This is a genomic window from Demequina litoralis (genome assembly GCF_030418455.1).
Lineage (GTDB): Bacteria > Actinomycetota > Actinomycetes > Actinomycetales > Demequinaceae > Demequina > Demequina litoralis.
The window spans coordinates 89,112-111,946 of record NZ_JAUHPW010000007.1 but is presented as its reverse complement, the minus strand read 5'-3'; the positions used below and the strand labels follow the sequence as shown (position 1 = coordinate 111,946).

The following is a 22,835-nucleotide window of genomic DNA, read 5'->3' as shown; positions in this document are numbered from 1 at the left end:
CTCGAAAACAACCGGGGGAAGTCTAGCGGGAGCGCGGGCACGTCCGGCGGCTGGGCGCGGGACGATGCGGGCGCGGGGCATGCCGTCAGGCCCGGGGGGTCTCCCCGGGCCTAGAGAAAGAGGCGCACGGCGGCGCGACGCGTGACGCGGGCCAGGCTCGTGCTCATGACGCCACGGTAGCAGGACGATGCGTGGACCCGGTAGGACTGGCGGGCAGCCTCAGGCGTGGGAGCCCTCGTACGCGACGCCCTTGGTGGTGCGCTTGCCCGCCATCATCGCGTCGTCCGCGGCGCGCACGAGGGTCGGCAGGCGGTACTCGCCGGCGGTGGTGTCGACCCAGCCCGCGCTCACGCCCACCTCGAAGCGGTCTCCCACCGCCCGCTCGAGGGTCATGTGCGCGCTCGTGCGCAGCCTCTCGACCGCGGTGGCGGAGTCGTCGTCCGCGGCCAGCCACAGCACCGCGGCGAACTCGTCGCCACCCAGGCGGCCCACCACGTCCCGCGGGCCCGACGCCCGGGCGAGGCCGTCGGCGACGGCGCGCAGCGCATCGTCCCCCAGCTCGTGCCCGGCGCCGTCGTTGATGGACTTGAAGTTGTCGAGGTCGAAGACGGCGACCGCGACGACGGTGCCGCGCCGGCTCGCGGCCTGGAGGACGTCGTTGCCGCGCACCTCGAAGTGGTGGCGGTTGCTCAGCCCGGTGAGGGCGTCGGTGCGGGCGCGCACGGAGACCTCGCCCGCGGGGCGGCGCAACGCCCACAGCAGGAGGCTCATGATGAGGGTCACCACCACGATGACGACCGTGTAGAGGAGCATCGTGTGGTCGAGCGACGCGATCGCGGGCAGCACCTGCTCCGCGTCGACCGCGACCGTGAGGACCCACGGCAGGCTGTCGCCCACGGGGCGCTGGTACGTCACCACGTCGCCCATCGCGACGGTGCCCCGCGACGCCTGCTCGGTCGCCGCATCGTCCGGCAGGCCGAGCCCCGGGACGCCGGCGAGCGGCACGCCGTTCTCCCCCACCACGGAGGCGTCGCCGTAGCTGGTGGCGGGCGCGCTCAGGAGGAGGCGGGAGAACACCTCGGCGTCGAGGCGCACCGACACGACGGCGACGGTGGTGCCCGCGGCGTCGCGCGCCGCCATGGAGGCGTGGACCACGGTGCGGCCCACCTCGGGCACCTGCTCGGGGTCGCTCCAGACGACCCCGGTCGACCAGCGCGCCTCATCGAGCCACGCGCGCTCCGGGCGGGCGCGCCGCGGCGCCTCGCCGAGCGGCTCGGTCGGCTCGAGGGTCTCGTCGAGGACGGTCACGTCGGTGGTGCCGTCCGCGGCGATCGTGCGGAACACGAAGCCCGGCTGGCGGCGGTCGAGCTCGGCCTCGGAGCCGTCCTCCGCTGCCACGGTGATCGCGGCGATGGTGGACTGGCCGTCCATGAGGCGGCCGAGCTCCTCGAGCATGCGGTCCGGGTCCCCGAGGATGGTGCCGTCGACGCCGATCGCGCCGGCGACCGTCCGGACCGTGGCCTCCGCGGGACGGGTCGCGCCCTCGAGCTGCACCGCGGTCGCGTCGCCGACGAGCGTGGTGCCCTCGATCGCGGCGTGAGCCGAGTCCGCGCTCACGCTCTCGCGCACCACCACGGTGGTGAGGCCGATGATGACGAGCGCCGCCACCACGACGCCGAACGCCCACGGCAACGGGTCCGAGGGGCTGCGGACGGCGAGGCGGCGGGACATGTCCGGGGCTGGTGTCGGCTAGAAGAGGAGGTTCGGCACGCCGATCAGGGTGAGCGCCATCGCCATCACCACCGTGTTGATCACCGGCAGCCCGAGGCGCAGGCCCATGGGCATGTGCGGGTTCTTCACCAGGATGATGTTGGTGAGGAGCATCAGCACCGTGAGGATCGCGCCGACGAAGCCCCACAGGATCAGGACGACCGGCGCGAACATCGCGATCTTGACCGCGGGCTCGACGTGGGCGCCCATCTTGAGGATCGGCTCGCCGTCGAAGCGGAGGGTCTGGAAGCCCGGGATGACGCCGTTCGAGGACAGCGCGCCCGTCCTGCCGTTGCGCAGCGGGACGTCCCAGCGGCCCTTGCGGCGCTTCACCACCTGGCCGTCGATGCGGACCTTGTAGAGGATGCCCAGGACACCGTCGACCTCGACCTTGCCGCGCGCTCCGGGGATGTCGAGCCGGCGCGTGTTCTCCATGGGGCCTCCCTCAGTTCCCGGGGAGACTACCAGCCGAGCGCGACGTCCCCGCGGAGCCGGCGCCCTCGTCGTCGCCGTGCCCCGCCGGAGCATCGTCCACCGGGCGGGAGGACGCGTCGTCCGCCGGCCCGTCCGGCGCATCGTCCCGGGACGATGCGCTGCCCGCCGCGTGCCCGTAGGCGTACGTGCGGCCCTTGCGGACGCGCTTGCCGGCGACGAGCGCATCGTCCGCGGCGGTCCTGAGGCGGCCGGGCTCGTGGCCGACGTCGCCGGTGGTCGCGAAGCCGGCGGTGGCGCCGACCCCGGATGCGCCGGCGAAGGACTCGTGGATCGCGGTGGCGACGTCGTCGCGGAGGCGGCGCGCGAGCTCGATCGGCGAGCCGCGCTCGCCCAGGCGCATGACGACGACGAACTCGTCGCCGCCGACCCGCGCCGCGACGTCCCGCACGCGGACCGACTCGAGGAGCGCGTCGCCGACCGCCGCGAGGACCACGTCCCCCGCGTCGTGGCCGTGGTCGTCGTTGACCTGCTTGAAGTTGTCGAGGTCGAGCGCGATGAGGAGGACCGCGTCGCCGGTGTGCTCGGCGGAGCGCAGGATCGCGCGCAGGCGGCGGTTGTACTCGTAGCGGTTGGCGAGGCCGGTGAGGGCGTCGGTGGCGGCGCGCACGCGCATCGTGCGGATGGGGCGCCACAGGCGCAGCGCGACGGCCGCGGCGACCAGGACCATGAGGATCGAGATGACGGTCACCCAGGACGATGCGCGCTTGAACTCGTCGATCGACGGGGTGAGGTCGGCGGTGCTGGCGTCGAGGTGGAGGACCCAGTCCAGGCCCGTGTCGGGGTCCATGGTGCGCTCGAGGCTGACCGTGTCGTCGCGGGTGCGGATGGCGTCGCCCTCGTCGTCGAGCGTGCTCGGGGCGACCGTGGGGAGCCCGAAGTCCTCGGCGCCGGGGAGGCCGTCGGTCTCGTCGAGGATGGCCTGGAGCTCGTCGCGGCGGGCGGTGGGGGCCGCGACGATCGCGCCGTCGCCGGTGAGGATGAAGGCGCGGGCGTCGGCGCCGATGGGGATGTCCTCGAGGAGCGCGCCCAGCAGATCGAGGTCGAGATCCGCACCCACGACCGCGGCGACCTCGCCGCCGACCCGCACCGCGGTGACCGGGGAGACCACGATCTCGTCGGTGCGGACGGAGATGTACGGGTCGGTCCAGACCAGGCCGTCCGCGGCGAGGGCGTCCTGGTACCAGGGGCGCGAGGCCGCGGTGTAGGCGACCGTGGTGGTCTCGGTGGCGGTCTCGGTGAGGTCGGCGTCGTAGTCGACGACCTCGACGGCCGAGCCGCCGGCTGCGAGCGGGGTCACGTCGAGGCGCGTGTAGCCGGCGTCGGCGCCCGCGAGCGCGAGGAGGTTGCCGTCGGTGTCCGCGACGAAGATGGTGCCGACCGCGGGCTCGCGGTCGAGGCGGTCGGCGAGCGCGCGGACGAGGGCGTCCTCGTCCATGGTGCCGCCGTGGCGGACCAGCTCGGAGGCGGTGCCCTCGACCACGTCCTGAGCGGAGCCGGCGAAGTCGCCCACCCGCTCCGACATGAGGTCGCCGACGTACGTGTAGGTGTCCGCCGCGGCGGCCTGGAGGGCGCGGTCCGCGAGCACGGCGTTGAGGAGCGAGGTGGCCGCCTGGCCGATGAGGACCGTGGCAACGATGACCACGGCGACGATGACGCCGCGCGAGGGCGCCATCCGCCACCTCATGCTCCCGAACCACATGTCTCTATTGTCCGTTCCTTCCGGCGCTTGTCGGGCTGAACCAGGGGTGGTCTTCGTCACAGGGTGCCGTTGGAGCTTGGCCGTCGTCGCGCGCGACGCCTGCCTGTGTGTGGTCCCCGCCGCCTCGCTGTGCGTCGCCCGTGCCGCCGTCTCCCTGTGCGTCGCCCGTGCCGCCGTCCACCCCGTCGCGGCCCGCTCCCGCCGCCGTCCACCCCGTCGCGGCCCGCTCCCGCCGCCGTCCACCCCGTCGCACCCCTGGCCTCCGCGGTCCACGATTCGGCCCTGTGGAGAACGTCCGAATTGTCTGACCCTGGTGGTGGACTTGTCACATGGCGATCTCCACGGCCCGGCTCGAGACCTCGGTCGCCGGCGCGCGCGAGCTGGACGGCACGGACCCGGGGGCGCTGAGCAAGGACGCCCTGCTCGACGGCGAGGCCGTCGCCGCCGCGATCATGGCGGCGGCGAAGGTGGTCTACGCGTCGTTCGCCGCGGAGATCTCGCTGCGGTCCACGGGCGGGGCGATCGGGCTCGCGCGTCAGGAGGGCTACGCGTCCGCCGAGCGCATGATCGGGAGCCGTGCCGGGGTGTCGCCGGCCGAGGCGCGCCGGCTCATCGAGGCGGGGCTCGCGATGCTGCCGCCCGAGCCCACCCCGGATCCGGGGCCGGATCCGGATCCCGAGGACACGCCCGACCCTTCGCCGGACGACCCTGACGAGGGCTCGGGTGAGGGCTCGGGCGACGGACCGGACGACGACGAGGACCAGGATGAGGCGCCCCTCTCCCCCGTCGGCGAGGCGCTGCGCGCGGGACTCATCGGACCGGAGGCGGCGTCGCTCATCGTGCAGACGCTCGAGGGCATGGACGACGAGACGGCCATGGACGTCGAGGAGCGCCTGGTGAAGAAGGCTTTCCGGTTGGACATCCCGGACCTGCGACGTGCGTGCCAGCGTGAGCGCGAGGAGTACGACCACGCGCGCTTCCTCGCGGACGAGCGCCGCCGCCGGGAGGCGCGCCATCTGCTCGTGCGCCAGGACGCGGACGGAATGGTGACGCTCACGGGGCGTTTCGACGCCGCGACCGCGCTGCCCATCGTGGCGTGGCTCGACGCCCAGGTGAAGGACTCGTTCCAGCGTCGGCGCGACCGTGAGCTCGACGACAACCGCACCGCCGGCCAGGTCCGCGCGGACGCGCTCGCCGATCTCGCCCAGCACGGCCTCGACTGCTCGTCCATGACCACCGGCGTGAAGACCACCGTCGTGGTGCATGTGGACCTCGAGGACCTGCGCCGAGGCGCGGGGCTGGTCGAGACGGAGCACCTGTCGACGCGCCTCAGCATCGAGTCGCTCCGCGCGATGCTCGCGGATGCGGGCGTGATCCCGGCGGTCATGGGCGGCCCGTCGGTGCCGCTCGACCTGGGGCGCCGGGAGCGGCTCTTCACGCGCTATCAGAAGATCGCGCTGGCCCGCCGGGACGGGGGCTGCGCCTGGTGCGGGCGCCCGCCTGCCTGGTGCGACGCACACCACATCCTCGACTGGTCCAAGGGCGGCCGCACGGACCTGAGCAACGGGGTCCTCCTCTGCCGCTCGTGTCACGTGCAACTGCACGCCACGGGATGGGAGATCGTGGTGAGGGACGGCCAGGTGTGGTTCATCCCACCTCCCGACGTGGACCCGTCGCGGGAGCCACGCCTCGGAGGTAGCGCCCGGGTGTCGTCGGGCGATCCAGATCTCGGTAGCGGCGCGCGCTCGGGCAACGCACCTCCGGTGTCACCCACCGCGAGTCGTGGGGTGAGGGCGTCGACACCCACGCGGGGTGCGCCGACGGGGTTGTTCTGAAGGGCAGGCGCACGTAGGTTCGCGCCATGAGGCGAGCGGCGGCGGCGAACATGTGGTCGAATACCTGGGCGATCATTGCGATCGTCCTCGCGGTTCTGGCACTGACGCTGGTCGTGTGGAACCCCCGCATCGGCGGGACCTCGTACGGCGACTCCTACCGCTGCCTTGCACCCTGGGACACCGTGCTCAACGGCGCCTTCAACACGCCCGGCGGGGACCCGCCGCCGGACGCGCTCGACGTCGCGGCGCGCTGCCGCACCGCCGGGTCGCTAGCCTTCGCCGGGGCTGCCGCCGCGGCGGCCGGTGCGGCCGCCTCGCTCATGGCAGCGATGACGCTTCGCGTCGCGGGCCATGGTCGTGCGGCGCGCCACGCGACGCGCCGCACGAAGACCCGGACGCCCGCGGAGTCAGGCACCTGAGGGGAGCGCACGAGGCATGCGCTACAGGCTCTCCTCAGCCCGTCGGGGGAACAGCTCGGGAGAAACCGCTCAGGAGAAACAGCTCAGGCTCGCTGCGCGGTCGCCGAGGCGTAGAGGCAGACCGCCGCGGCCGTGCCGAGGTTGAGGCTCTCCGCATGGCCGTGGATGGGGATGCGCACCACGGCGTCCATGAGCGCGAGCTCGTCGGGGCGCAGGCCCCACGCCTCGTTGCCGAAGACCCACGCCGTGGGACCGGCGAGCGAGTCCGAGCCGCCCGCGCCGGCACCTGCCGTCGGGTCGCCGAGCAGGTCCTCGCCCGAGCCGTCGGCCGCGAGGACGGTGAGACCGGCACCGCGCAGGGCCTCGACGGCCTCCGCGAGCGGGGCGCGCGCCACCGGAAGATGGAACAGGCTTCCCGCGGTCGAGCGGATCACCTTGGGGTTGCCGGGGTCGACGGACTCGCCGGCGAGCACCACCGCATCGGCGCCCGCGGCGTCGGCGCAGCGGATCACGGTGCCTGCGTTGCCCGGGTCGCGGACGTTGGAGAGCACCGCGACCAGCCTCGGCGCCGCGGCGACCACGTCGTCGAGCGACGTGCCCGTCGAGTCGAGGACCGCGACCACGCCCTGGGCGTCCGCGCTCATCGCCTCGAGGACCGCATCGGTGCCGAGGTGGACGTAGAGCCCCGCCTCCAGCGCCTCCGACGTGATCTCGGGGTAGCGGAGCGACGCGTCGGGCGAGAGGTAGACGTCGCGGACCCGCGGGGCGGCGTAGCGCACGGCCTCGCGCACACCCTGCGGGCCCTCGACGAGGAGGGCACCCGCCCGCGAACGCGCAGAACGCCCCGCCAGGGCCGCGACTCTCTTGACCCGTTCCGCCTTCGGATTCGAAAGCGTGACGGAGAGGTCTGCAGGCCCGGCGGGGCGTTCTGTCATGCGGCGGGTGCCTTCCTGGAGAGGCGTCTTACGCGGCGGGCGCGTTGACGTCGGCCGGGAGGGCCTTCTTCGCCGTCTCGACGAGGGTCGCGAAGGCGGCCTCGTCGTTCACCGCGAGCTCGGCGAGCATGCGGCGGTCCACCTCGATACCCGAGGCCTTGAGGCCCTGGATGAAGCGGTTGTAGGTCATGCCGTTCGCACGGGCCGCAGCGTTGATGCGCTGGATCCACAGCTTGCGGAAGTCGCCCTTGCGCTTGCGGCGGTCGTTGTACGAGTAGACGAGGGAGTGGGTGACCTGCTCCTTCGCCTTGCGGTAGAGGCGCGAGCGCTGGCCGCGGTAGCCCGCAGCGCGCTCGAGGGTCGTCCGGCGCTTCTTCTGGGCGTTGACCGCCCGCTTGACGCGTGCCATTTCAGTTCTCCTAAAGGTACGTGTGAGAGGGCGGGGCTTACTTGCCCAGCAGCTTCTTGATCTTCTTCGAATCGGCGTCCGACAGGATCTGGTCCTGGGCCACGCGGCGCTTGCGCGAGGAGTGCTTCTCCTCGAACTTGTGGACGTTCATCGCCGAGGCGTGCTTCACCTTGCCGGTGCCGGTGAGCTTGAAGCGCTTCTTGGCACCCGAGTGGGTCTTGTTCTTGGGCATTGCTGCCTCTCCTTCTAGGTCTGGCTGGGCCCGGTGGAACCCAGCACGTTTCACGGGCGGCTGGCGCCCGAAGCCTGTGTGCGTCTCGCGACGGCTACTCGGCGGCGGTCTCCTCGACCTCCGCGGCGACCTCGTCGCCCACCTCGGCACCCTTGTGGGGCGCCTTGCGCTCGTCGCGCGCCGCCGCCTCGGCGGCCTTGCGCTCCTCGCGCACCTTGCGCTGCTCCTCCTTGGCCTCCGCCTTCTTCTTCAGCGGACCCAGGACCAGCGACATGTTGCGGCCCTCCTGGTTCGGCGCGTTCTCCACGACGCCGAACTCCTGGACCTCCTCCGCCAGCTTCATCAGCAGGCGGCGGCCCATCTCAGGACGGGACTGCTCGCGACCACGGAACATGATCGTGATCTTGACCTTGTCGCCACCCTTGAGGAACCGGACGACGTGACCCTTCTTGGTCTCGTAGTCGTGCTCGTCGATCTTCAGGCGGAACCGCATCTCCTTGATCTCGGTGTTCGCCTGGTTGCGACGTGCCTCGCGTGCCTTGACCGCAGCCTCGTACTTGAACTTTCCGTAGTCCATGAGCTTGACGACGGGAGGACGCGAGTTGGGCGCCACCTCGACCAGGTCGAGCTCGGCGTCCTGCGCCAGACGGAGGGCATCCTCGATACGGACGATGCCGACCTGCTCGCCCTTCGGACCGACCAGGCGGACCTCGGGGACACGGATGCGCTCGTTGATGCGCGGCTCGTTGATAGCGGCTCCTTACCGTTGCTTCCTGGAGACCTCCCGGCCGACACCTGCCCCAGAAACGGGAAAAGGCCCCTGCCCGAACACGAGCAGAGGCCACCGCAGCAACGACGGCCCGTCCATACGGCGGCCGCCGGAACCGAGACCCTGGTCCTCATGGTCCTAGGGTGGGAGGTGGACTCCACTTGCGTGTTGCGACACCTGCCGCAACCGGTCGATGCACCAGAATAGCAAGCATGAGCAGCAATGACCAGGCAGCAGGTCCCGGTCCCTCCGGATCGGACGGACCGGAGGCCCCCGACGAGCCCACCGCGACGCCCCTCGAACGACTTCCGGAGGACGATGCGGGGGTCACCGATGCGGCCCGCGACATCGCCGACGTCGGCGCCGTGGAACTTATCACCACCGTAAGCGTTCACCTCCTGAGTGCCGCCGCACTCCGGTGCGGTCTGGCGGAGGAAGGCGAGGACCTCAAGGACCTCGACGAGGCGCGGACGATCATCAACGCGCTTGCGGGACTCGTGACCGCCGCCGCACCCGATCTCGGGGACACTCACGCGCGCGTCCTCCGGGACGGGCTGCGAAGCGTACAGTTGGCATTCCGGGAGGCCTCGGTGGTCCCGGACAGGCCCGGGGACGGGCCCGGCGAGAAGTACACGGGGGCGGTCACGTAGTGACGACTGGGGAGGACAGCCGTCGAGACGGCGCGAGGGGTGACCTCGCGATCTCGGCGAGCCCTCCGGAGGGCCTCAGCAGGCCTCGCCTCCCCTTCCTCCCGGTGACGGACCCCGCCGCCGAGCCCACCGACCACGTCGACACCGACGAGATCCCCGTGGTGGGCGCGGCGTCCGACCCGTCCCGCGGATCGCTCCCGGCCGACCCGGTCCCCACCCCCGGCGGCACCCTGCGCATCGATGCCGCCCACCCGTTCGGCGAGGACGACGACGCCGACCCGGTGGTCGCCGACGAGGACGGGACCGACGACGCCCCGGACGTCGCGGCCGAGCACGCCGTCGCGCATCGTCCCCGCCCGGTCGGCCTCCTCATCACCGTCGCCCTCCTCACCGTGACGCTGCTCGCCGCCTCCGCCCTCATCGCCTACCTGTGGCGCGTGTCCGAGGCGTGGGAGGAGCGCGTGATCGAGATGACCGAGTACAGCTACGGCCTCGGCAGCGAGCTCGCGGACGAGCGCGGCACCCTCGCCACCACGCAGGAGCAGCTCGACCTCGTGTCGGACCAGCTGTCCGCGTCCAAGGACACGGTGAGCCGCCTGCAGGCCGAGAACGCCCAGTGGGGCGACGACGCCGCCTACGCGCAGGAGCAGATCGCGGGGCTGCAGGAGATCATCACGGACGCGACGTCCGTCGCGAACTCGCTCGGCCGGTGCATCCAGGGGCACGAGCAGCTCGCCGTGTACCTCGCGAACCCCGACGACCTCAAGCCCAAGGAGCTGCGCACCTTCGAGGAGAGCGTCGACGAGCTCTGCCAGGCCGCGGCCGATGCGAACCTCGTCTTCCAGCAGTCGGTGGCCCCGTGATCCGGACCCGGATCGCTGCACTCTCGCTGGCCGGCGCCTTGGCGCTCACCGGCTGCGCCGCGCTGCCCCAGGCGCCCGGCGCCATGCCCGACGACTTCGTGCCGGAGCCGTCCGCCTCGCCCGGCGACGTCGCCGTCGCGCTCTCCCCCGACGGCTTCTCCGCCGCGCAGCGCATGACGGTGCGCGTGCGCAACGTCGGCTGCGGGTTCATCGCGACCGGGACCGGCTTCGCGCTCGACGACCACACGCTCGTCACCAACCGCCACGTGGTGGCCGACGCCAAGCGCATCACCCTCACCACCTACGACGGCCGCTCGATCGCCGCGACCGCCGCCGCGACCACCACCGTCGCCGACATCGCGATCATCACCACCGAGGAGTCCCTGGGCTCGTCGTACGCGGAGCGCGCCGAGGAGGATCCCTCGGAGGGCGACGTCATCACGGTCGTCGGCTACCCCAACGGCGGCCGCCTCACCACGTCCGCCGGCGTCGTGCTCGGCGCCACCACCGACCCCCTCGACACCGCGGTCGGCACCGTGCTCGCGACGAGCGCGAAGGTCGAGCAGGGGTCGTCGGGCTCGCCAGTGCTCGACGAGGTCGGCCGCGTGGTCGGGGTCATCTACGCGAAGAACTTCTCCAACCAGAGCTTCATCGTGCCGATCTCGACGCTCAACACCCTCCTCAGCGAGGCGTCGCTGTTCGTGCCGGAGCCCACCTGCACGTCGACCAACCTGGGCGCCGCGTGAGCGAGCCGGACCCGCGCGCCGACGGGGCGGGCGCCGGCGTGCCCGATGAGGCGGCCGGGAGCGGCGTGCCCGCGCCCCCTCCGCCGCCCGCCGACCCCAACCCGAACCCCAACCCCACGCCCGCCCTCACGGACGTGCCCGCTGCCGCCCCCACGGACGTGCCTCCGCCCCCGCCGCCGCGCTCCCGGAGCCGCGGGCTCGCCGTCGGCCTCGCGCTCAGCCTGATCGCCGTGGTCGCGCTCGCCGTGCCGCTCGCGATGCTGGCCTCGGCCCGGTCGACGTGGGAGGGCCAGAACGCCGACCTCCGCGCCCATGTCGAGTCGCTCACCGACGAGGTGTCGGCCCAGAACGCCCGCATCGTCGAGCTCGAGCAGACCGAGGCGCAGCTCGAGACGCTCAAGGAGGAGTACTCGTCGGCGGTCAACCAGGGCGCCCAGGGCACCGAGCTCGTCGAGGAGCTCGAGGACATCGCCGACGCATACGAGAAGTGCGTCGAGGCCCAGGACGAGCACTTCGACGTCCTCCGCAACTCCGAGCTGTACGTGCAGTCGAGCATCGAGGAGTCCGAGCGGTCGATCGTCGAGTTCTGCGCCGAGGTGTCCGACGCGTACCGCGACTTCCGCGAGAAGCATGGCTGACCGGCGCCGCCTCGGCGCGGCCGCCCTCGCGCTCGCGTCCGGCCTCGCCCTCGCCCCCGCGCTCGCCGCCTGCGTCCCGCTCTCTCCCCCTCCGTACGCCACCCCGGCCCCGGTCGAGGCCACCGCCACCGCATCGTCCACCGACGGCTTCACCCACGCCGAGCGCATCGCGCTGCGCGTGTGGGCCATCAGCTGCGACGCCTACCGCAACGGCACGGCATGGATGCTCGACGAGACCCACGCCGTCACCAACCGGCACGTCGTCCGCGACACCACCCACATCGAGCTGACCGACTACCGGGGCCGCGAGTACCGCGCGGTGGCCGCCGAGTACTCCACCGACGACGACCTCGCGCTCATCACGATCGACGGTACCTTCCCGGAGGCGGGAACCGTGGGCGAGGACGAGCCCGCGCTGGGCGACGACCTCACCGTCACCGGCTACGCGCTCGGCGGGCCCCTCGCGTCCGTCACCGGGCCGTACGTCGAGCTGCGCGAGAACGAGCTCGACCCCGACGGCGCCGAGATCTACTTCCTCCAGCTGCTCGCGCGCGAGGGCAACTCCGGCTCGCCCGTGACGGACGCCGACGGCGACGTCGTGGGCGTGGTGTTCTCCTCGGACGGCGAGGAGTTCGCCGGCGCCGTCACCCTGCCGCGGCTCGAGGCCTTCCTCGCGGACGATGCGGAGCGCACCGAGGTCGACGCGTCCTGCTGACGCGCGGCGCCGGTCGCGACGGGGCTACACCTGCGCGAGCCGCAGCTCGACGCTGTCGACGCGCTGTGCGACCACGTTCGAGCGTGCGAGGTCGTGCTGGACGCGCTCGACCACGGCGTCCACCTCGGGCTGGGTGAGGCCCGGGACCAGGCGCAGGACGATGGCGACCTCGGCGCCGCGGCCGGCGACCGCATCGACGCCGCGCAGCGCATCGTCCAGCGTGACCGCCTCGGCGACGGCGGCGCGGATGTCCTCCGCCACCTCGCCGTCCACGACGGCGGGTCGCCAGGGCTCACCCTGCCCGAGCGCCCACACCGCGGGGCGCGGGATGAGCACGGTCTCCATGCCGGGGTTGAGCACGAGCGCGCTCCAGCCCTCGGCCACCGCGGCCAGCGCGGCGCGCGGCCCCTCGGCCGGGATGGGGCGGGCGCGGTCGCTCCACGCCTTGACGGCGTCGACGTCGGTGAACACGGGCAGCGCGGTGCGACCGTCGGGCATCTCGACGGCGACGACGCCGGTCGAGGCGACCTCGTCCTGCTCGAGGCCGTGCCGGCCGATGACGCGCTTCTCCCCCGACGCCATGACCGGGATGAGCACGCGCGCGTAGGCGAGCGCGTCGACCACGTCGGCGAGCGGCGTCTTGCCGTGCGAGAAGCGGATGAGGGCCTGCGCGAGGCGCGCGTCGGCGCTGCCGTCGTCGTCCGAGAAGATCGACTCCGGGATCTCCTTGCGGGGCTCGTCGTCGCTCATGGCCCCAGCCTAGAGGCACCCGCCGACGTGTCAGAGTCCGGCGAGGCCGTCGAGGTCCGCGATGATCGTGTCGGGACCGGTGAGCAGCCCCGGCTCGCCCTCGACCCGGGCCCAGCGGCAGCCGTACGCGTCGACGACGATGCGGGTGAGGTCGTCGCCGTCGGCCAGCGTGAGCAGGTACTCGGGCCCGAGCTCGAGCGTGCAGGGGCGCATGAGGTCCGCGGGCTCGAGCGCGTCGACCAGCTCCCGGACGCCGTCGAGGTCGTCGATGGGCGCGGGGCCCTCCGCGAGCGTCCACGCGTCGCCCAGCGCGTAGACGCACAGCCATGCGGAGTCGAAGGCGCCGATCTCCGGGGCTGCCGCTGCCGTCTCGGGCGTGCCGGGCTCCGGGGCGATCGTGTCGGGACAGGTGGGCGTCACGGTGGGGGCGGACGAGGCGCCCGGCGCGTCCGCCGCCGTGCACCCGGCGAGCAGCGCGGCCGCGGTCGCCGCGGTCACCGCCGCTGCCATGACCATGCCCGGCCCGCGCATCGTCGCCCCTCTCGCCACCTCCACCGTATCGAGGGGAGGCCTGCGGGGTGCGGCGGGAGCTAGGGGCGGCCGGCCACGTCGAGCGCCTGCGGCAGCGTGAAGTTGCCGTTGTAGAGCGCCTTGCCCACGATCGCGCCCTCGATGCCGGCGGCCGTGAGGGTGCGCAGCGCGGCGATGTCGTCGAGCGAGCTGATGCCGCCGCTCGCGACCACGGGCGCGTCGGTGGCCTCGCACACCTGCTGGAGCAGTTCGAGGTTGGGTCCGGACAGCATGCCGTCCTTCTTCACGTCGGTGACGACGTAGCGGGCGCAGCCCGCGGCGTCGAGGCGCGCGAGCACCTCCCAGAGGTCGCCGCCGTCGCGGGTCCAGCCGCGGCCGGCGAGCGTGGTGCCGCGCACGTCGAGGCCCACCGCGATGCGGTCGCCGTGGCGGTCGATCGCGCGGGCGGTCCACTCGGGGTTCTCGAGCGCCGCGGTGCCGAGGTTGACGCGCGCGCAGCCGGTGGCGAGGGCGCGCTCGAGCGACTCGTCGTCGCGGATGCCGCCGCTCATCTCGACCTTGACGTCGACCGCCTTGACGACGTCTGCCAGGAGGGACGCGTTGGAGCCGCGACCGAAGGCCGCATCGAGGTCCACCAGGTGGATCCACTCCGCGCCGCCGTTCACCCAGTCGAGCGCCGCCGACAGCGGGTCGCCGTAGCTGGTCTCGGAGCCCGCCTCGCCCTGCGTGAGGCGGACGGCCTGGCCGTCGGCGACGTCGACGGCGGGCAGGAGCTCGAGGCGGGGGGTGTCGGTCATGGCTTCCTCTCGGGAGGGGTGGACGATGCGAGGGTACCGGGGATTACAGCGTCTCGACCCAGTTGCGCAGCAGCTGGAGGCCGGCCTCGCCCGACTTCTCGGGGTGGAACTGCGTCGCCATGAGCGGGCCGTTCTCGACCGCGGCGACGAAGCGGTCCTCGTCGCCCTCGTGCCCGGCGGTCGACCACGTGACGAGCGGCGCCGCGAAGCGACCGGTGTCCTCGGTGGTGCCGAGCGGGAACTCGCGCGCGCCGTACGAGTGGACGAAGTAGAAGCGCTCGTCCTCGACGCCGCTGAAGAGCGTGGAGCCCTCCGGCGCCTCGACGGTCGCCCAGCCCATGTTGGGCACCACGGAGGTCTGGAGCAGCTCGACGGTGCCGGGCCACTGGTCGAGGCCCTCGGACTCGGTGCCGTGCTCGACGCCGCGCTCGAACATCACCTGCATGCCGACGCAGATGCCCAGCACGGGGCGGCCGCCGGACAGGCGCCGGCCGACGATCTGGTCGCCGCGCGCCTCCTTGAGGCCGTTCATGACCGCCTCGAAGGCGCCCACGCCGGGGACCACGAGGCCGTGCGCGTGCTCGGCGACCGTGCGATCGGAGGTGAGCTCGACGCGCGCGCCCACGTGCTCGAGGGCGCGGGTGGCGGAGCGGACGTTGCCGAAGCCGTAGTCGAAGACGCAGACGAGGGGCCGGGTCATGCGCCGATGTCCTTCCGAAGCGCGTTCGCCTCCTTGATGAGCTCGCGGTAGGCCTTGATGCGGCCGATGTGCGTGCTGTGGACCTTGTCCTCGTGGGTGTCGGCGATCTCCTCGAACGTGGAGGCACGCGTGAGGAGCGAGGTCACGACGCCGGGCGAGTCCGCGAGCGCCAGGCCCGCGGGGACCTCGCGCTCCATCGCCCCGGCCTTCCACACCTGCACGCGGACGTTCCCCTCACGGCTCTCCGCGACCAGGAACTCCGGCCCCTTGATGAAGCCCGACACCGCCCGGGCGGCCTTCTCCACGTGCTCCGGGGACGCATCGTCCAGCACCGCGATGGGGCCGCCGCTGGTCTCCAGGACGTGGCCGCGGATGCCGTTCACCGCGCACAGCGCGGTGAGGAAGCGGGGTCGCGGGATCGGCGTGAGGATGATCGCGACGTCGGTCACAGGGCTCCCTTGGTGGAGGGGATGCCCTGGACGCGCGCGTCCTTCTCCACCGCGAAGCGGAGGGCGCGCGCGAGCGCCTTGAACTGCGCCTCGACGATGTGGTGCGGGTCGCGGCCCGCGAGCACGCGCATGTGCACGCAGATGCCCGCGTGGTGGGCGATCGACTCGAGCGCGTGGCCCGTGAGCGAGCCCGCGAAGTTGCCGCCGATGAGGTGCGTGGCCTGGCCGACCGGCTCGCCCACGTGGACGAAGTACGGGCGCCCGGACACGTCGACGACGCACTGCGCCAGCGCCTCGTCCAGCGGCACCAGGGCGTCGCCGAAGCGGGAGATGCCGGCCTTGTCGCCGAGCGCCTGCTTGAGCGCCTCGCCGATGCAGATCGCGACGTCCTCGACGGTGTGGTGCGAGTCGATGTGCACGTCGCCGGTGGCGCGGACCGTGAGGTCCATGAGGGAGTGCTTGCCGAGCGCGGTGAGCATGTGGTCGTAGAACGGCACGCCCGTGCTGATCTCGGTGCGGCCGGACCCGTCGAGGTCCAGCTCGACCAGGACGGACGACTCGCTCGTGGTGCGCTCGATGCGACCGGTGCGGCTCATGCAGTGACCTCCAGCAGCGCGCTGCGGAACAGCGCCATCTCCTGCGGCGTGCCGATCGACACGCGCAGCCAACCCTCGGGGCCGGTGACGCGGATGAGGACCCCGCGCGCGAGCAGGCCCTGGAATACCCTCTCACGATCCTCGAACGGGCCGAACAGCGCGAAGTTCGCGTCCGTGTCCGCGACCGTCCAGCCCTGGGCGCGTAGCCAGGCGACGGTCTCGTCGCGCTCGGCGCGGATCTCGTCGACCTGGGCCTGGAGCTCGCGGTGGTGCGCGAGCGCCGCGCAGGCCGTCGCCTGGGTGACGGCGCTGAGGTGGTACGGCAGGCGCACCACGCGCAGCACGTCGATGAGCTCCTCGTGCGCGGCGAGGTAGCCGAGCCGGCCGCCCGCGAGCGCGAAGGCCTTCGACATGGTGCGGCTCACCGCGAGGTTCGGGTGGGCCGGCAGCAGCGACGCGGCGCTGGGGACGCCGCGGCGGCGGAACTCGGCGTAGGCCTCGTCCACCACGACGACGCAGCCGCCCTCGACGTCGCCCGCCGCCGCGAGCAGCGCCTCGACGTGCGCGAGCGGGAGCGCAGTGCCGGTCGGGTTGTTGGGGCTCGCGACGATCACCATCGCGGGTGCCGTCTCGCGGATCGCGGCCACCGCGGCGTCGATGTCGAGCGTGAAGTCGTCGCTGCGCGGGAAGGTGACGTACCCGGTGAGGGTGTCGCGCGCGTACTCCGGGTACATCGAGTAGGTGGGCGCGAAGCTCAGCACCGTGCGGCCCGGGCCGCCGAACGCCTGGTGCAGGTGGAGCATGACCTCGTTCGAGCCGTTCGCGGCCCAGATGTTGCGCGCCTCGAGGAAGTCGACGTGGCTCTCGGCCGCGAGGTACGCGGCGAGGTCCTGACGGAGCGAGAGGAAGTCGCGGTCCGGGTAGCGGTTGAGGCCCTCGGCCGCCTTGCGGACGGCGGTCGCGATGGCGTCGACGACCGAGTTCGGGGGCGCGTACGGGTTCTCGTTGACGTTGAGGCGCGCGGTGACCTCGAGCTGCGGCGCACCGTACGGCTCGAGCCCGACCAGGTCGGGGCGGATCGGCAGGGTCATGGGGCGATTCTAGTGAGCGCGCGCGGCGGGGCATGCGCCGCATCGTCCCTGCGCACCGCGCCCTCGCGAGGCCGCCCCCGGGTGCCCCTAGATCTGCCCCGCGAAGGTGAGGACCAGCAGCGCCGCGTTGAGCGCGACGATGAGCGCGACCACGGTCCATGCGACCACCTGGGTGGTGCGCGAGTTGACGTGCTCGCCCATGAGCTCGCGGTCGGAGGTGAGGCGCACCAGCGGGATCACCGCGAACGGGATACCGAGGCTGAGCACCACCTGCGAGATGACGAGCGCCCACGTGGGGTTCGCGCCCGCGCCGAGCAGCAGGAGTGCCGGGATGAGCGTCACCGAGCGGCGCACCCACACCGGGATGTGGCGGTGCAGGAGGCCGCCCATGATCGCCGAGCCCGCGTAGCAGCCCACCGAGGTCGACGCGAGGCCCGACGCGAGCAGGCCTACCGCGAAGGCGCCCGCGATGATCGGGCCGAGGGCGGACTCGATGGCGGCGTGGGCGCCCTCGATCGAGTCGGTGCCGGAGACGCCGCGCAGGCTGCCCGCGGCGAGCAGCAGCATCGCGATGTTCACCGAGCCCGCGATCACGAGGGAGGCCGCGACGTCCCACTTGCTCGCGTGCAGGAGGCGGCGCAGGCGGGGCTTGTCGTGGCCCACGCCGTGGCGGTCGCGCGCCAGCGAGCTGTGGAGGTAGATCACATGCGGCATCACCGTCGCGCCGAGCATCGAGGCGGCCAGCAGCACGGTGCCCGGACCCTCGAACCGGGGCACGAGGCCGGCGGCCGCGCCACCCCAGTCGGTGTCGGAGACCACGAGGCCCGCCATGAAGCCGATCGCGATGATCGCGAGCAGGAACATGATGACGAGCTCGAACTGGCGCTGGCCGTGCCGCGACTGGACCGCGAGCAGCGCAAGCGACACGAGCCCGACGATGAGGCCGCCGATCACCAGCGGCAGGTCGAAGAGCAGGTAGAGCGCGAGCGCGCCGCCGATCACCTCGGCGAGGTCCGTCATCGCGGCGACGATCTCCGCCTGACCCCAGTAGGCGAGGCGGCCGCGGCGGCCCAGGCGGCCGCGCAGCAGCTCGGGCATCGAGCGCCCGGTCACCAGGCCGAGCTTGGCGGACGTGTACTGGATGAGCACCGCCATGAGGTTCGACACGACGAGCACCCACACGAGCAGGTAGCCGTACTCGGCGCCCGCGGTGAGGTTCGCGGCGACGTTGCCGGGGTCGACGTAGGCGACGGCCGCGACGAAGGCCGGGCCGATCAGGGTGACGATGCGTCGGATGGGGCCGCGCGTGCGCTCGGCCTCCTCGCGGTTGCGCTCCACCAACGTGTTCGACACCCGTCGCTCCCCTCTCCTGCGGCCGGCCGATCTGCTGCCCGGCCCGGAGTGCCCGGACCGATGCGCGACGGCGGGTCGGGCGCCGTCGCACGAAAGTTAGGCTAGCCGAACTTTGACCGGGCGTGGGACGCGGCGGTGCGCGTCGTGCCGATGCGCGGCATCGTTCGCGCTGATGGCTCCGCGGGCGGGTGCGGGTGCGGGTGATACTCGGGGGACGATGCGCGGGCCCTGTCGGTGCCCCGCCCTACCCTGGTGGCCATGGTTCCCGAGGCCGCCCCCGTCACCGCCGCATCGTCCCTCCGCGACGACGCCGAGGCCGCGCTGCGGCGCCTGGTCGGGCGGGAGGACGCCGCCCTGCGCGACGACCAGTGGACGGCGGTCGACGCGCTCGTGTCGCGGCACGAGCGCGCGCTGGTGGTGCAGCGCACCGGATGGGGCAAGTCCGCCGTCTACTTCGTCGCGACGCGGCTGCTGCGCGACCGCGGCGCCGGGCCGACGGTGATCGTGTCGCCGCTGCTCGCGCTCATGCGCGACCAGATCACGGCGGCCGCGCGCGCCGGCATCCGCGCGGCGACGGTGAACTCCGCGAACGTCACCGAGTGGGGCGAGGTGCACGCCGCGATCGCGCGCGGCGAGATCGACGTGCTGCTGTGCTCGCCCGAGCGGCTCAACAACCCGGCGTTCCGCGACGAGGTGCTGCCACGGCTCGCGGCCGACGCGGGACTCGTGGTGATCGACGAGGCGCACTGCATCTCCGACTGGGGTCACGACTTCCGGCCCGACTACCGTCGCATCCGCACGCTGCTCGCCGACCTTCCCGCGGGCATCCCGGTGCTCGCGACCACCGCGACCGCCAATGCGCGCGTGACCGCGGACGTCGCGGAGCAGCTCGGGGTGACGGGTTCCGAGGCGTCCGCCGAGGTGCTCGTGCTGCGGGGACCGCTCGATCGCGAGTCGCTCCACCTGGCCGTGCTCGACCTGCCCGACCCGGCCGCGCGCGTGGCGTGGCTCGCGCAGTCGCTCGGGACGATAAAGGGCTCGGGGATCGTCTACTGCCTGACCGTCTCCGCGGCCGAGGAGGTCGCGTCGCAGCTGCGCGCCGCCGGGCTCGAGGTCGCCGCCTACACGGGGCAGACGGACCCGGCCGAGCGCGAGCGGCTCGAGGGCGAGCTCAAGGACAACCGGGTGAAGGCGCTGGTGGCGACGTCGGCACTGGGGATGGGCTTCGACAAGCCGGATCTCGCGTTCGTGGTGCACCTGGGAGCGCCCTCCTCACCGATCGCGTACTACCAGCAGGTGGGCCGCGCGGGCCGCGGCGTCGACCGCGCCGTCGTGGTGCTGCTGCCGGGCAAGGAGGACCGCGCGATCTGGGAGTGGTTCGGCTCGCAGGCCTTCCCACCCGAGGAGACGGTGCGGGCGACGCTCGCGGCGCTGGCCACCGACGCGGCGACGTCGATCCCCGCGCTCGAGGCGCGGGTGGACCTGCGCCGGTCACGGCTCGAGGCGATGCTCAAGGTGCTCGACGTCGACGGCGCCGTGAAGCGCGTGCAGGGCGGCTGGATCGCGACCGGCGAACCATGGTCCTACGACGCGGAGCGCTACGCCCGCGTGGCCGCCGCGCGGCGCGCCGAGGAGTCGACGATGCTCGCCTACCAGCGGCTCGAGCCGGGCACGGCGGGCGCGTGCCGCATGGCCTTCCTGCGCGGCGTGCTCGACGACCCCGAGCTCGCGGACGGCTGGGCATGCGGACGATGCGACGCGTGCGGCGGCGTCGAGCTGCCGGAGGCGCCGAGCGTCGAGGCGGTCGAGGCCGCGCAGGCGGGGCTCGACCGCGTGGGCGTCGAGGTGGTCGCGCGGCGGCAGTGGCCCACCGGGCTCGGCGCGCTGGGGCTGGACCTGCGCGGACGCATCCCGGCCGACGAGCAGGCGGCGCCCGGGCGGGCGGTCGCCCGTCTCGACGGGCTTGGCTGGTCGGTGCAGCTGCGGGAGCTGCTCGAGTCCCGGGACGCCGACGGTGCGCTCATCGACGGCGAGACGCCGGTGCCGCTGCGCAGCGCCGCGGTGCGGGTGCTCCAGGACTGGGAGGCGATCTGGGACGGCGACACCTCCCGGACCGTGATCGACGGGGTGGTGGCGGTGCGGTCGGCGTCGCGGCCCGTGCTGGTCGACCATCTCGCGCGCGGGCTGGCGCGGTGGCTGCAGGTGCCGTTCGTCGGAGCGGTGGCGCCCGTGCCGGGGCGCGAGGCACCCGAGCGGCACGACGTCAACTCCGCGATCCGGCTGGCCGGCGTGGTGCGTCGGCTCGGGCTGGAGCTGGAGCCGTCGCCCGATGCGGGCGAAGTACTCGCCGGGCAGCGCGTGCTGCTCGTGGACGACCTCACCGACTCCGGGTGGACGCTCACCGTCGCGTCACGCCTGCTGCGACGCGCAGGAGCGGAAGCCGTGCATCCATTCGTGCTGGGGGTGCGCTGACGTCAGCCCGCGTGCGGCAACGCCGGTGCGGCGGGGCCCGTGCCGGGACAGCGCGGCCCGGTCGCCCGGCGCCCCGCAGCCGTCGAGGCGTACGCACCCGCCCGACGGCGGAGCGCCCGCGCGTCAGCCTTCGAGGCGTGCGCACCTGCCGGATGGCGGAGCGCCCGCGCGTCAGCCTTCGAGCCGCGCCCTGATGGCCGCGCCGTGCGCGGGCAGGTCCTCCGCCTCGGCGAGCGCGACGACCTTCTCCCCCACCGCCGCGAGAGCGTCGGCGCTGTAGTCGATGTACGAGACGGCCTTGAGGAAGGCGGTCACGCCGAGCCCGGACGCGAAGCGCGCCGTGCCGCCGGTGGGCAGCACATGGTTCGAGCCGGCGAGGTAGTCGCCCAGCGGCACCGGCGAGTGCTCGCCGATGAAGATCGCGCCCGCGTTGCGGATGCGCCCCGCGACCTCGCGCGCGTCCGCGGTGTGGATCTCGAGGTGCTCGGCGCCGTAGGCGTCCGCGACGGCGACGGACTGGTCGATGCCTGACGTCAGGATCACCGCGCTCTGGCGGCCGGTGAGCGCCTCCTTGGTGCGGGCGAGGTGCCTGGTGGCATCCGCGAGCGCGCCGAGCTCGCGCTCGACGTCCTCGGCCAGCTCGGGCGAGTCGGTGATGAGCACCGAGCCCGCCATGGGGTCATGCTCGGCCTGGCTGAGCAGGTCGGCGGCGACGTAGCGCGCGTTGGCCGTCCGGTCCGCGATCACCGCGATCTCCGTCGGACCGGCCTCCGAGTCGATGCCGACCAGACCGTTGACCGCGCGCTTCGCGGCCGCCACGTAGACGTTGCCGGGACCCGTGATGACGTCGACGGGGTCGCACAGGCCCTCGACGCCATGCGCGAGCATCGCGATCGCCTGGGCACCGCCCACCGCGTACACCTCGGCGACGCCGAGCAGCGCGCAGGCCGCGAGGATCGTCGGGTGCGGCAGGCCGCCGAACTCGCGCTGCGGCGGGCTCGTCACCGCGATCGACGGCACGCCGGCCGCCTGCGCCGTCACGACGTTCATCACCACCGAGCTCGGGTAGACCGCGAGGCCGCCCGGCACGTAGAGGCCCACGCGGCCGACCGGGATCCAGCGCTGCGACACGGTAGCGCCGTCTGCCAGCTCGACATCGACCGGCGGCGGCACCGTGGCGCGGTGGAAGCGGCCCACGCGGTCGATGGCCTCCTCGAGGCCCTCCCGCACCGCGGGGTCGAGCGTCTCGAGCGCGCGCGAGATCTCCTCGGCGGGGACCCGCAGATGCGGCGGGACCACGCCGTCGAAGCGTTCGCCGAGCTCGCGCAGCGCGGCCTCGCCGCGCACGCGCACGTCCTCGATGATGGGCTCCACGACGGCGAGCGCGTCACCCACGTTGACGTCGGCGCGCGGCACGACGGCGAGCAGCTCGCGGGCGGAGAGGTCCTGGTCGCGCAGATCGATCCTGGAAAGCACGGGTCGAGTCTACTGATCCGAGCGGGCCGCGCCCTTGCCGATCCATCCGAGGTGCGTGTGCTGGAAGCCGTCCCCGAGCTTGAGCCCGTAGCCGAGCGCCCGATCCGCCCCGACGTGGAAGGCCCAGCACAGCGCCAGGAGGCCCATCCAGCGCAGGTCGGCGAGCAGCGCGATCGCCCCCAGCGCCGCCGGCAGGGCGTAGTTGTGGGCCGCGTTGTAGAGCGCCGCACCGGCCCGGGCGCCCACCGCGTAGCCCGCCATGCTGAGGTCGAAGGTGAGGAAGAGCGCGAGCGGCCACCACCACGCGAGGTCGAGCACGATCACCGCGACGTAGGCGGCCGCGGCGACGACCGCTCCCTCGAGGCGCTGCCAGGCGATCGGGGTCATGGACCCAGCGTCGCCGACTTCCCCGCAGGAGTCGAGAACCTCTCAGAACCGTCGCTGG

General features: G+C 73.2%; 25 protein-coding genes. 8 read left to right on the top strand and 17 right to left on the bottom strand.

What is annotated here, in order from left to right:
• Positions 1-219: 219 nt before the first annotated feature.
• From QQX09_RS10210 to QQX09_RS10200, 3 genes are read right to left on the bottom strand one after another with little or no spacing between them, the layout of a single operon-like run.
• Positions 220-1,731: a GGDEF domain-containing protein gene (locus QQX09_RS10210; protein ID WP_301134225.1), complete on the bottom strand. Its 1,512-nt coding sequence runs from the start codon at positions 1,729-1,731 to the stop codon at positions 220-222.
• A gap of 18 nt (positions 1,732-1,749) precedes the next feature.
• Positions 1,750-2,205 carry a hypothetical protein gene (locus tag QQX09_RS10205; protein WP_301134223.1) on the bottom strand — a complete coding sequence of 152 codons (456 nt, stop codon included), beginning with the start codon at positions 2,203-2,205 and terminating at the stop codon, positions 1,750-1,752.
• A 10-nt stretch (positions 2,206-2,215) separates the two neighbouring features.
• Complete coding sequence (locus QQX09_RS10200; RefSeq protein ID WP_301134220.1) at positions 2,216-3,964, bottom strand: sensor domain-containing diguanylate cyclase; 1,749 nt, start codon at positions 3,962-3,964, stop codon at positions 2,216-2,218.
• 329 nt (positions 3,965-4,293) lie between these two features.
• Here QQX09_RS10200 and QQX09_RS10195 point away from each other — a divergent pair, with 329 nt between their 5' ends.
• Together QQX09_RS10195 and QQX09_RS10190 are read left to right on the top strand one after the other, a co-directional pair.
• Positions 4,294-5,799 carry an HNH endonuclease gene (locus QQX09_RS10195; RefSeq protein WP_301134218.1) on the top strand — a complete coding sequence of 502 codons (1,506 nt, stop codon included), beginning with the start codon at positions 4,294-4,296 and terminating at the stop codon, positions 5,797-5,799.
• A 26-nt stretch (positions 5,800-5,825) separates the two neighbouring features.
• A complete protein-coding gene (locus QQX09_RS10190) occupies positions 5,826-6,218 on the top strand; it encodes a hypothetical protein (protein WP_301134217.1) in 393 nt (130 codons plus the stop codon).
• A gap of 83 nt (positions 6,219-6,301) precedes the next feature.
• On the opposite strand, the gene QQX09_RS10185 is transcribed toward QQX09_RS10190, so the two are convergent.
• From QQX09_RS10185 to infC, 4 genes are all read right to left on the bottom strand, one after another.
• Positions 6,302-7,153, bottom strand: a complete 852-nt coding sequence (locus tag QQX09_RS10185; RefSeq protein ID WP_301134215.1) for a TrmH family RNA methyltransferase — start codon at positions 7,151-7,153, stop codon at positions 6,302-6,304.
• 28 nt (positions 7,154-7,181) lie between these two features.
• Positions 7,182-7,562, bottom strand: a complete 381-nt coding sequence (gene rplT, locus QQX09_RS10180) for a 50S ribosomal protein L20 (protein ID WP_301134212.1) — start codon at positions 7,560-7,562, stop codon at positions 7,182-7,184.
• Between the two features lie 37 nt (positions 7,563-7,599).
• Positions 7,600-7,794 (bottom strand): 50S ribosomal protein L35, encoded by a 195-nt coding sequence (gene rpmI, locus QQX09_RS10175; protein WP_062294442.1) that lies wholly within the window; start codon positions 7,792-7,794, stop codon positions 7,600-7,602.
• Between the two features lie 94 nt (positions 7,795-7,888).
• On the bottom strand, positions 7,889-8,497 hold the full coding sequence (gene infC / locus QQX09_RS10170; protein WP_367307558.1) for a translation initiation factor IF-3: 609 nt from the start codon (positions 8,495-8,497) through the stop codon (positions 7,889-7,891).
• A 278-nt stretch (positions 8,498-8,775) separates the two neighbouring features.
• Between infC and QQX09_RS10165 the strand changes: the two genes are divergently transcribed.
• The 5 genes from QQX09_RS10165 (at position 8,776) to QQX09_RS10145 (ending at position 12,175) form a co-directional block, all read left to right on the top strand.
• Positions 8,776-9,213, top strand: a complete 438-nt coding sequence (locus QQX09_RS10165) for a DUF1844 domain-containing protein (protein WP_301134210.1) — start codon at positions 8,776-8,778, stop codon at positions 9,211-9,213.
• 104 nt (positions 9,214-9,317) lie between these two features.
• Complete coding sequence (locus QQX09_RS10160) at positions 9,318-10,076, top strand: hypothetical protein (RefSeq protein ID WP_301134208.1); 759 nt, start codon at positions 9,318-9,320, stop codon at positions 10,074-10,076.
• Positions 10,073-10,822 carry a S1 family peptidase gene (locus QQX09_RS10155; protein WP_301134205.1) on the top strand — a complete coding sequence of 250 codons (750 nt, stop codon included), beginning with the start codon at positions 10,073-10,075 and terminating at the stop codon, positions 10,820-10,822. The genes QQX09_RS10160 and QQX09_RS10155 overlap by 4 nt, the downstream gene beginning before the upstream one ends.
• Positions 10,819-11,460, top strand: a complete 642-nt coding sequence (locus QQX09_RS10150; RefSeq protein ID WP_301134203.1) for a hypothetical protein — start codon at positions 10,819-10,821, stop codon at positions 11,458-11,460. Before QQX09_RS10155 ends, QQX09_RS10150 begins: the two co-directional genes overlap by 4 nt.
• Entirely contained in the window at positions 11,453-12,175 is a 723-nt protein-coding gene (locus QQX09_RS10145; protein WP_301134200.1) for a S1 family peptidase, read from the top strand. Before QQX09_RS10150 ends, QQX09_RS10145 begins: the two co-directional genes overlap by 8 nt.
• A 24-nt stretch (positions 12,176-12,199) precedes the next feature.
• Here the strand turns inward: QQX09_RS10145 and QQX09_RS10140 are convergent, their stop codons facing one another.
• The 8 genes from QQX09_RS10140 to QQX09_RS10105 form a co-directional block, all read right to left on the bottom strand.
• Positions 12,200-12,925 (bottom strand): SseB family protein, encoded by a 726-nt coding sequence (locus tag QQX09_RS10140; RefSeq protein ID WP_301134198.1) that lies wholly within the window; start codon positions 12,923-12,925, stop codon positions 12,200-12,202.
• Between the two features lie 30 nt (positions 12,926-12,955).
• Positions 12,956-13,456, bottom strand: a complete 501-nt coding sequence (locus QQX09_RS10135) for a hypothetical protein (RefSeq protein WP_301134195.1) — start codon at positions 13,454-13,456, stop codon at positions 12,956-12,958.
• Between the two features lie 59 nt (positions 13,457-13,515).
• Positions 13,516-14,253 (bottom strand): bifunctional 1-(5-phosphoribosyl)-5-((5-phosphoribosylamino)methylideneamino)imidazole-4-carboxamide isomerase/phosphoribosylanthranilate isomerase PriA, encoded by a 738-nt coding sequence (priA, locus tag QQX09_RS10130; RefSeq protein ID WP_301134193.1) that lies wholly within the window; start codon positions 14,251-14,253, stop codon positions 13,516-13,518.
• 43 nt (positions 14,254-14,296) lie between these two features.
• On the bottom strand, positions 14,297-14,953 hold the full coding sequence (hisH, locus tag QQX09_RS10125; protein ID WP_301134191.1) for an imidazole glycerol phosphate synthase subunit HisH: 657 nt from the start codon (positions 14,951-14,953) through the stop codon (positions 14,297-14,299).
• A complete protein-coding gene (locus tag QQX09_RS10120) occupies positions 14,950-15,402 on the bottom strand; it encodes a hypothetical protein (RefSeq protein ID WP_301134189.1) in 453 nt (150 codons plus the stop codon). Before QQX09_RS10120 ends, hisH begins: the two co-directional genes overlap by 4 nt.
• Positions 15,399-15,998, bottom strand: a complete 600-nt coding sequence (gene hisB / locus QQX09_RS10115) for an imidazoleglycerol-phosphate dehydratase HisB (protein ID WP_301134187.1) — start codon at positions 15,996-15,998, stop codon at positions 15,399-15,401. Before hisB ends, QQX09_RS10120 begins: the two co-directional genes overlap by 4 nt.
• Positions 15,995-17,089 carry a histidinol-phosphate transaminase gene (locus tag QQX09_RS10110; RefSeq protein ID WP_301134185.1) on the bottom strand — a complete coding sequence of 365 codons (1,095 nt, stop codon included), beginning with the start codon at positions 17,087-17,089 and terminating at the stop codon, positions 15,995-15,997. Before QQX09_RS10110 ends, hisB begins: the two co-directional genes overlap by 4 nt.
• Before the next feature lie 87 nt (positions 17,090-17,176).
• Positions 17,177-18,427, bottom strand: a complete 1,251-nt coding sequence (locus tag QQX09_RS10105) for an Nramp family divalent metal transporter (protein ID WP_301134380.1) — start codon at positions 18,425-18,427, stop codon at positions 17,177-17,179.
• A gap of 273 nt (positions 18,428-18,700) precedes the next feature.
• Between QQX09_RS10105 and QQX09_RS10100 the strand changes: the two genes are divergently transcribed.
• Entirely contained in the window at positions 18,701-20,914 is a 2,214-nt protein-coding gene (locus tag QQX09_RS10100) for a RecQ family ATP-dependent DNA helicase (protein WP_301134183.1), read from the top strand.
• 171 nt (positions 20,915-21,085) lie between these two features.
• On the opposite strand, the gene hisD is transcribed toward QQX09_RS10100, so the two are convergent.
• The gene (hisD, locus tag QQX09_RS10095; RefSeq protein WP_301134181.1) at positions 21,086-22,390 is read right to left on the bottom strand and encodes a histidinol dehydrogenase; all 1,305 of its coding nucleotides are present in this window, start codon (positions 22,388-22,390) and stop codon (positions 21,086-21,088) included.
• Positions 22,391-22,399: 9 nt separating this feature from the next.
• Entirely contained in the window at positions 22,400-22,777 is a 378-nt protein-coding gene (locus QQX09_RS10090; protein ID WP_301134179.1) for a DUF4260 family protein, read from the bottom strand.
• Between the last annotated feature and the right edge of the window lie 58 nt (positions 22,778-22,835).

Excerpts from the sequence above, each read along its gene's own strand:
- QQX09_RS10210 (WP_301134225.1), bottom strand. The coding sequence starts at position 1,731 with ATGTCCCGCCGCCTCGCCGTCCGCAGCCCCTCGGACCCGTTGCCGTGG.
- QQX09_RS10205 (WP_301134223.1), bottom strand. The coding sequence starts at position 2,205 with ATGGAGAACACGCGCCGGCTCGACATCCCCGGAGCGCGCGGCAAGGTC.
- QQX09_RS10200 (WP_301134220.1), bottom strand. The coding sequence starts at position 3,964 with ATGTGGTTCGGGAGCATGAGGTGGCGGATGGCGCCCTCGCGCGGCGTC.
- QQX09_RS10195 (WP_301134218.1), top strand. The coding sequence starts at position 4,294 with ATGGCGATCTCCACGGCCCGGCTCGAGACCTCGGTCGCCGGCGCGCGC.
- QQX09_RS10190 (WP_301134217.1), top strand. The coding sequence starts at position 5,826 with ATGAGGCGAGCGGCGGCGGCGAACATGTGGTCGAATACCTGGGCGATC.
- QQX09_RS10185 (WP_301134215.1), bottom strand. The coding sequence starts at position 7,153 with ATGACAGAACGCCCCGCCGGGCCTGCAGACCTCTCCGTCACGCTTTCG.
- rplT (WP_301134212.1), bottom strand. The coding sequence starts at position 7,562 with ATGGCACGCGTCAAGCGGGCGGTCAACGCCCAGAAGAAGCGCCGGACG.
- rpmI (WP_062294442.1), bottom strand. The coding sequence starts at position 7,794 with ATGCCCAAGAACAAGACCCACTCGGGTGCCAAGAAGCGCTTCAAGCTC.
- QQX09_RS10165 (WP_301134210.1), top strand. The coding sequence starts at position 8,776 with ATGAGCAGCAATGACCAGGCAGCAGGTCCCGGTCCCTCCGGATCGGAC.
- QQX09_RS10145 (WP_301134200.1), top strand. The coding sequence starts at position 11,453 with ATGGCTGACCGGCGCCGCCTCGGCGCGGCCGCCCTCGCGCTCGCGTCC.
- QQX09_RS10140 (WP_301134198.1), bottom strand. The coding sequence starts at position 12,925 with ATGAGCGACGACGAGCCCCGCAAGGAGATCCCGGAGTCGATCTTCTCG.
- QQX09_RS10135 (WP_301134195.1), bottom strand. The coding sequence starts at position 13,456 with ATGCGCGGGCCGGGCATGGTCATGGCAGCGGCGGTGACCGCGGCGACC.
- priA (WP_301134193.1), bottom strand. The coding sequence starts at position 14,253 with ATGACCGACACCCCCCGCCTCGAGCTCCTGCCCGCCGTCGACGTCGCC.
- hisH (WP_301134191.1), bottom strand. The coding sequence starts at position 14,953 with ATGACCCGGCCCCTCGTCTGCGTCTTCGACTACGGCTTCGGCAACGTC.
- hisB (WP_301134187.1), bottom strand. The coding sequence starts at position 15,998 with ATGAGCCGCACCGGTCGCATCGAGCGCACCACGAGCGAGTCGTCCGTC.
- QQX09_RS10110 (WP_301134185.1), bottom strand. The coding sequence starts at position 17,089 with ATGACCCTGCCGATCCGCCCCGACCTGGTCGGGCTCGAGCCGTACGGT.
- QQX09_RS10100 (WP_301134183.1), top strand. The coding sequence starts at position 18,701 with ATGGTTCCCGAGGCCGCCCCCGTCACCGCCGCATCGTCCCTCCGCGAC.
- QQX09_RS10090 (WP_301134179.1), bottom strand. The coding sequence starts at position 22,777 with ATGACCCCGATCGCCTGGCAGCGCCTCGAGGGAGCGGTCGTCGCCGCG.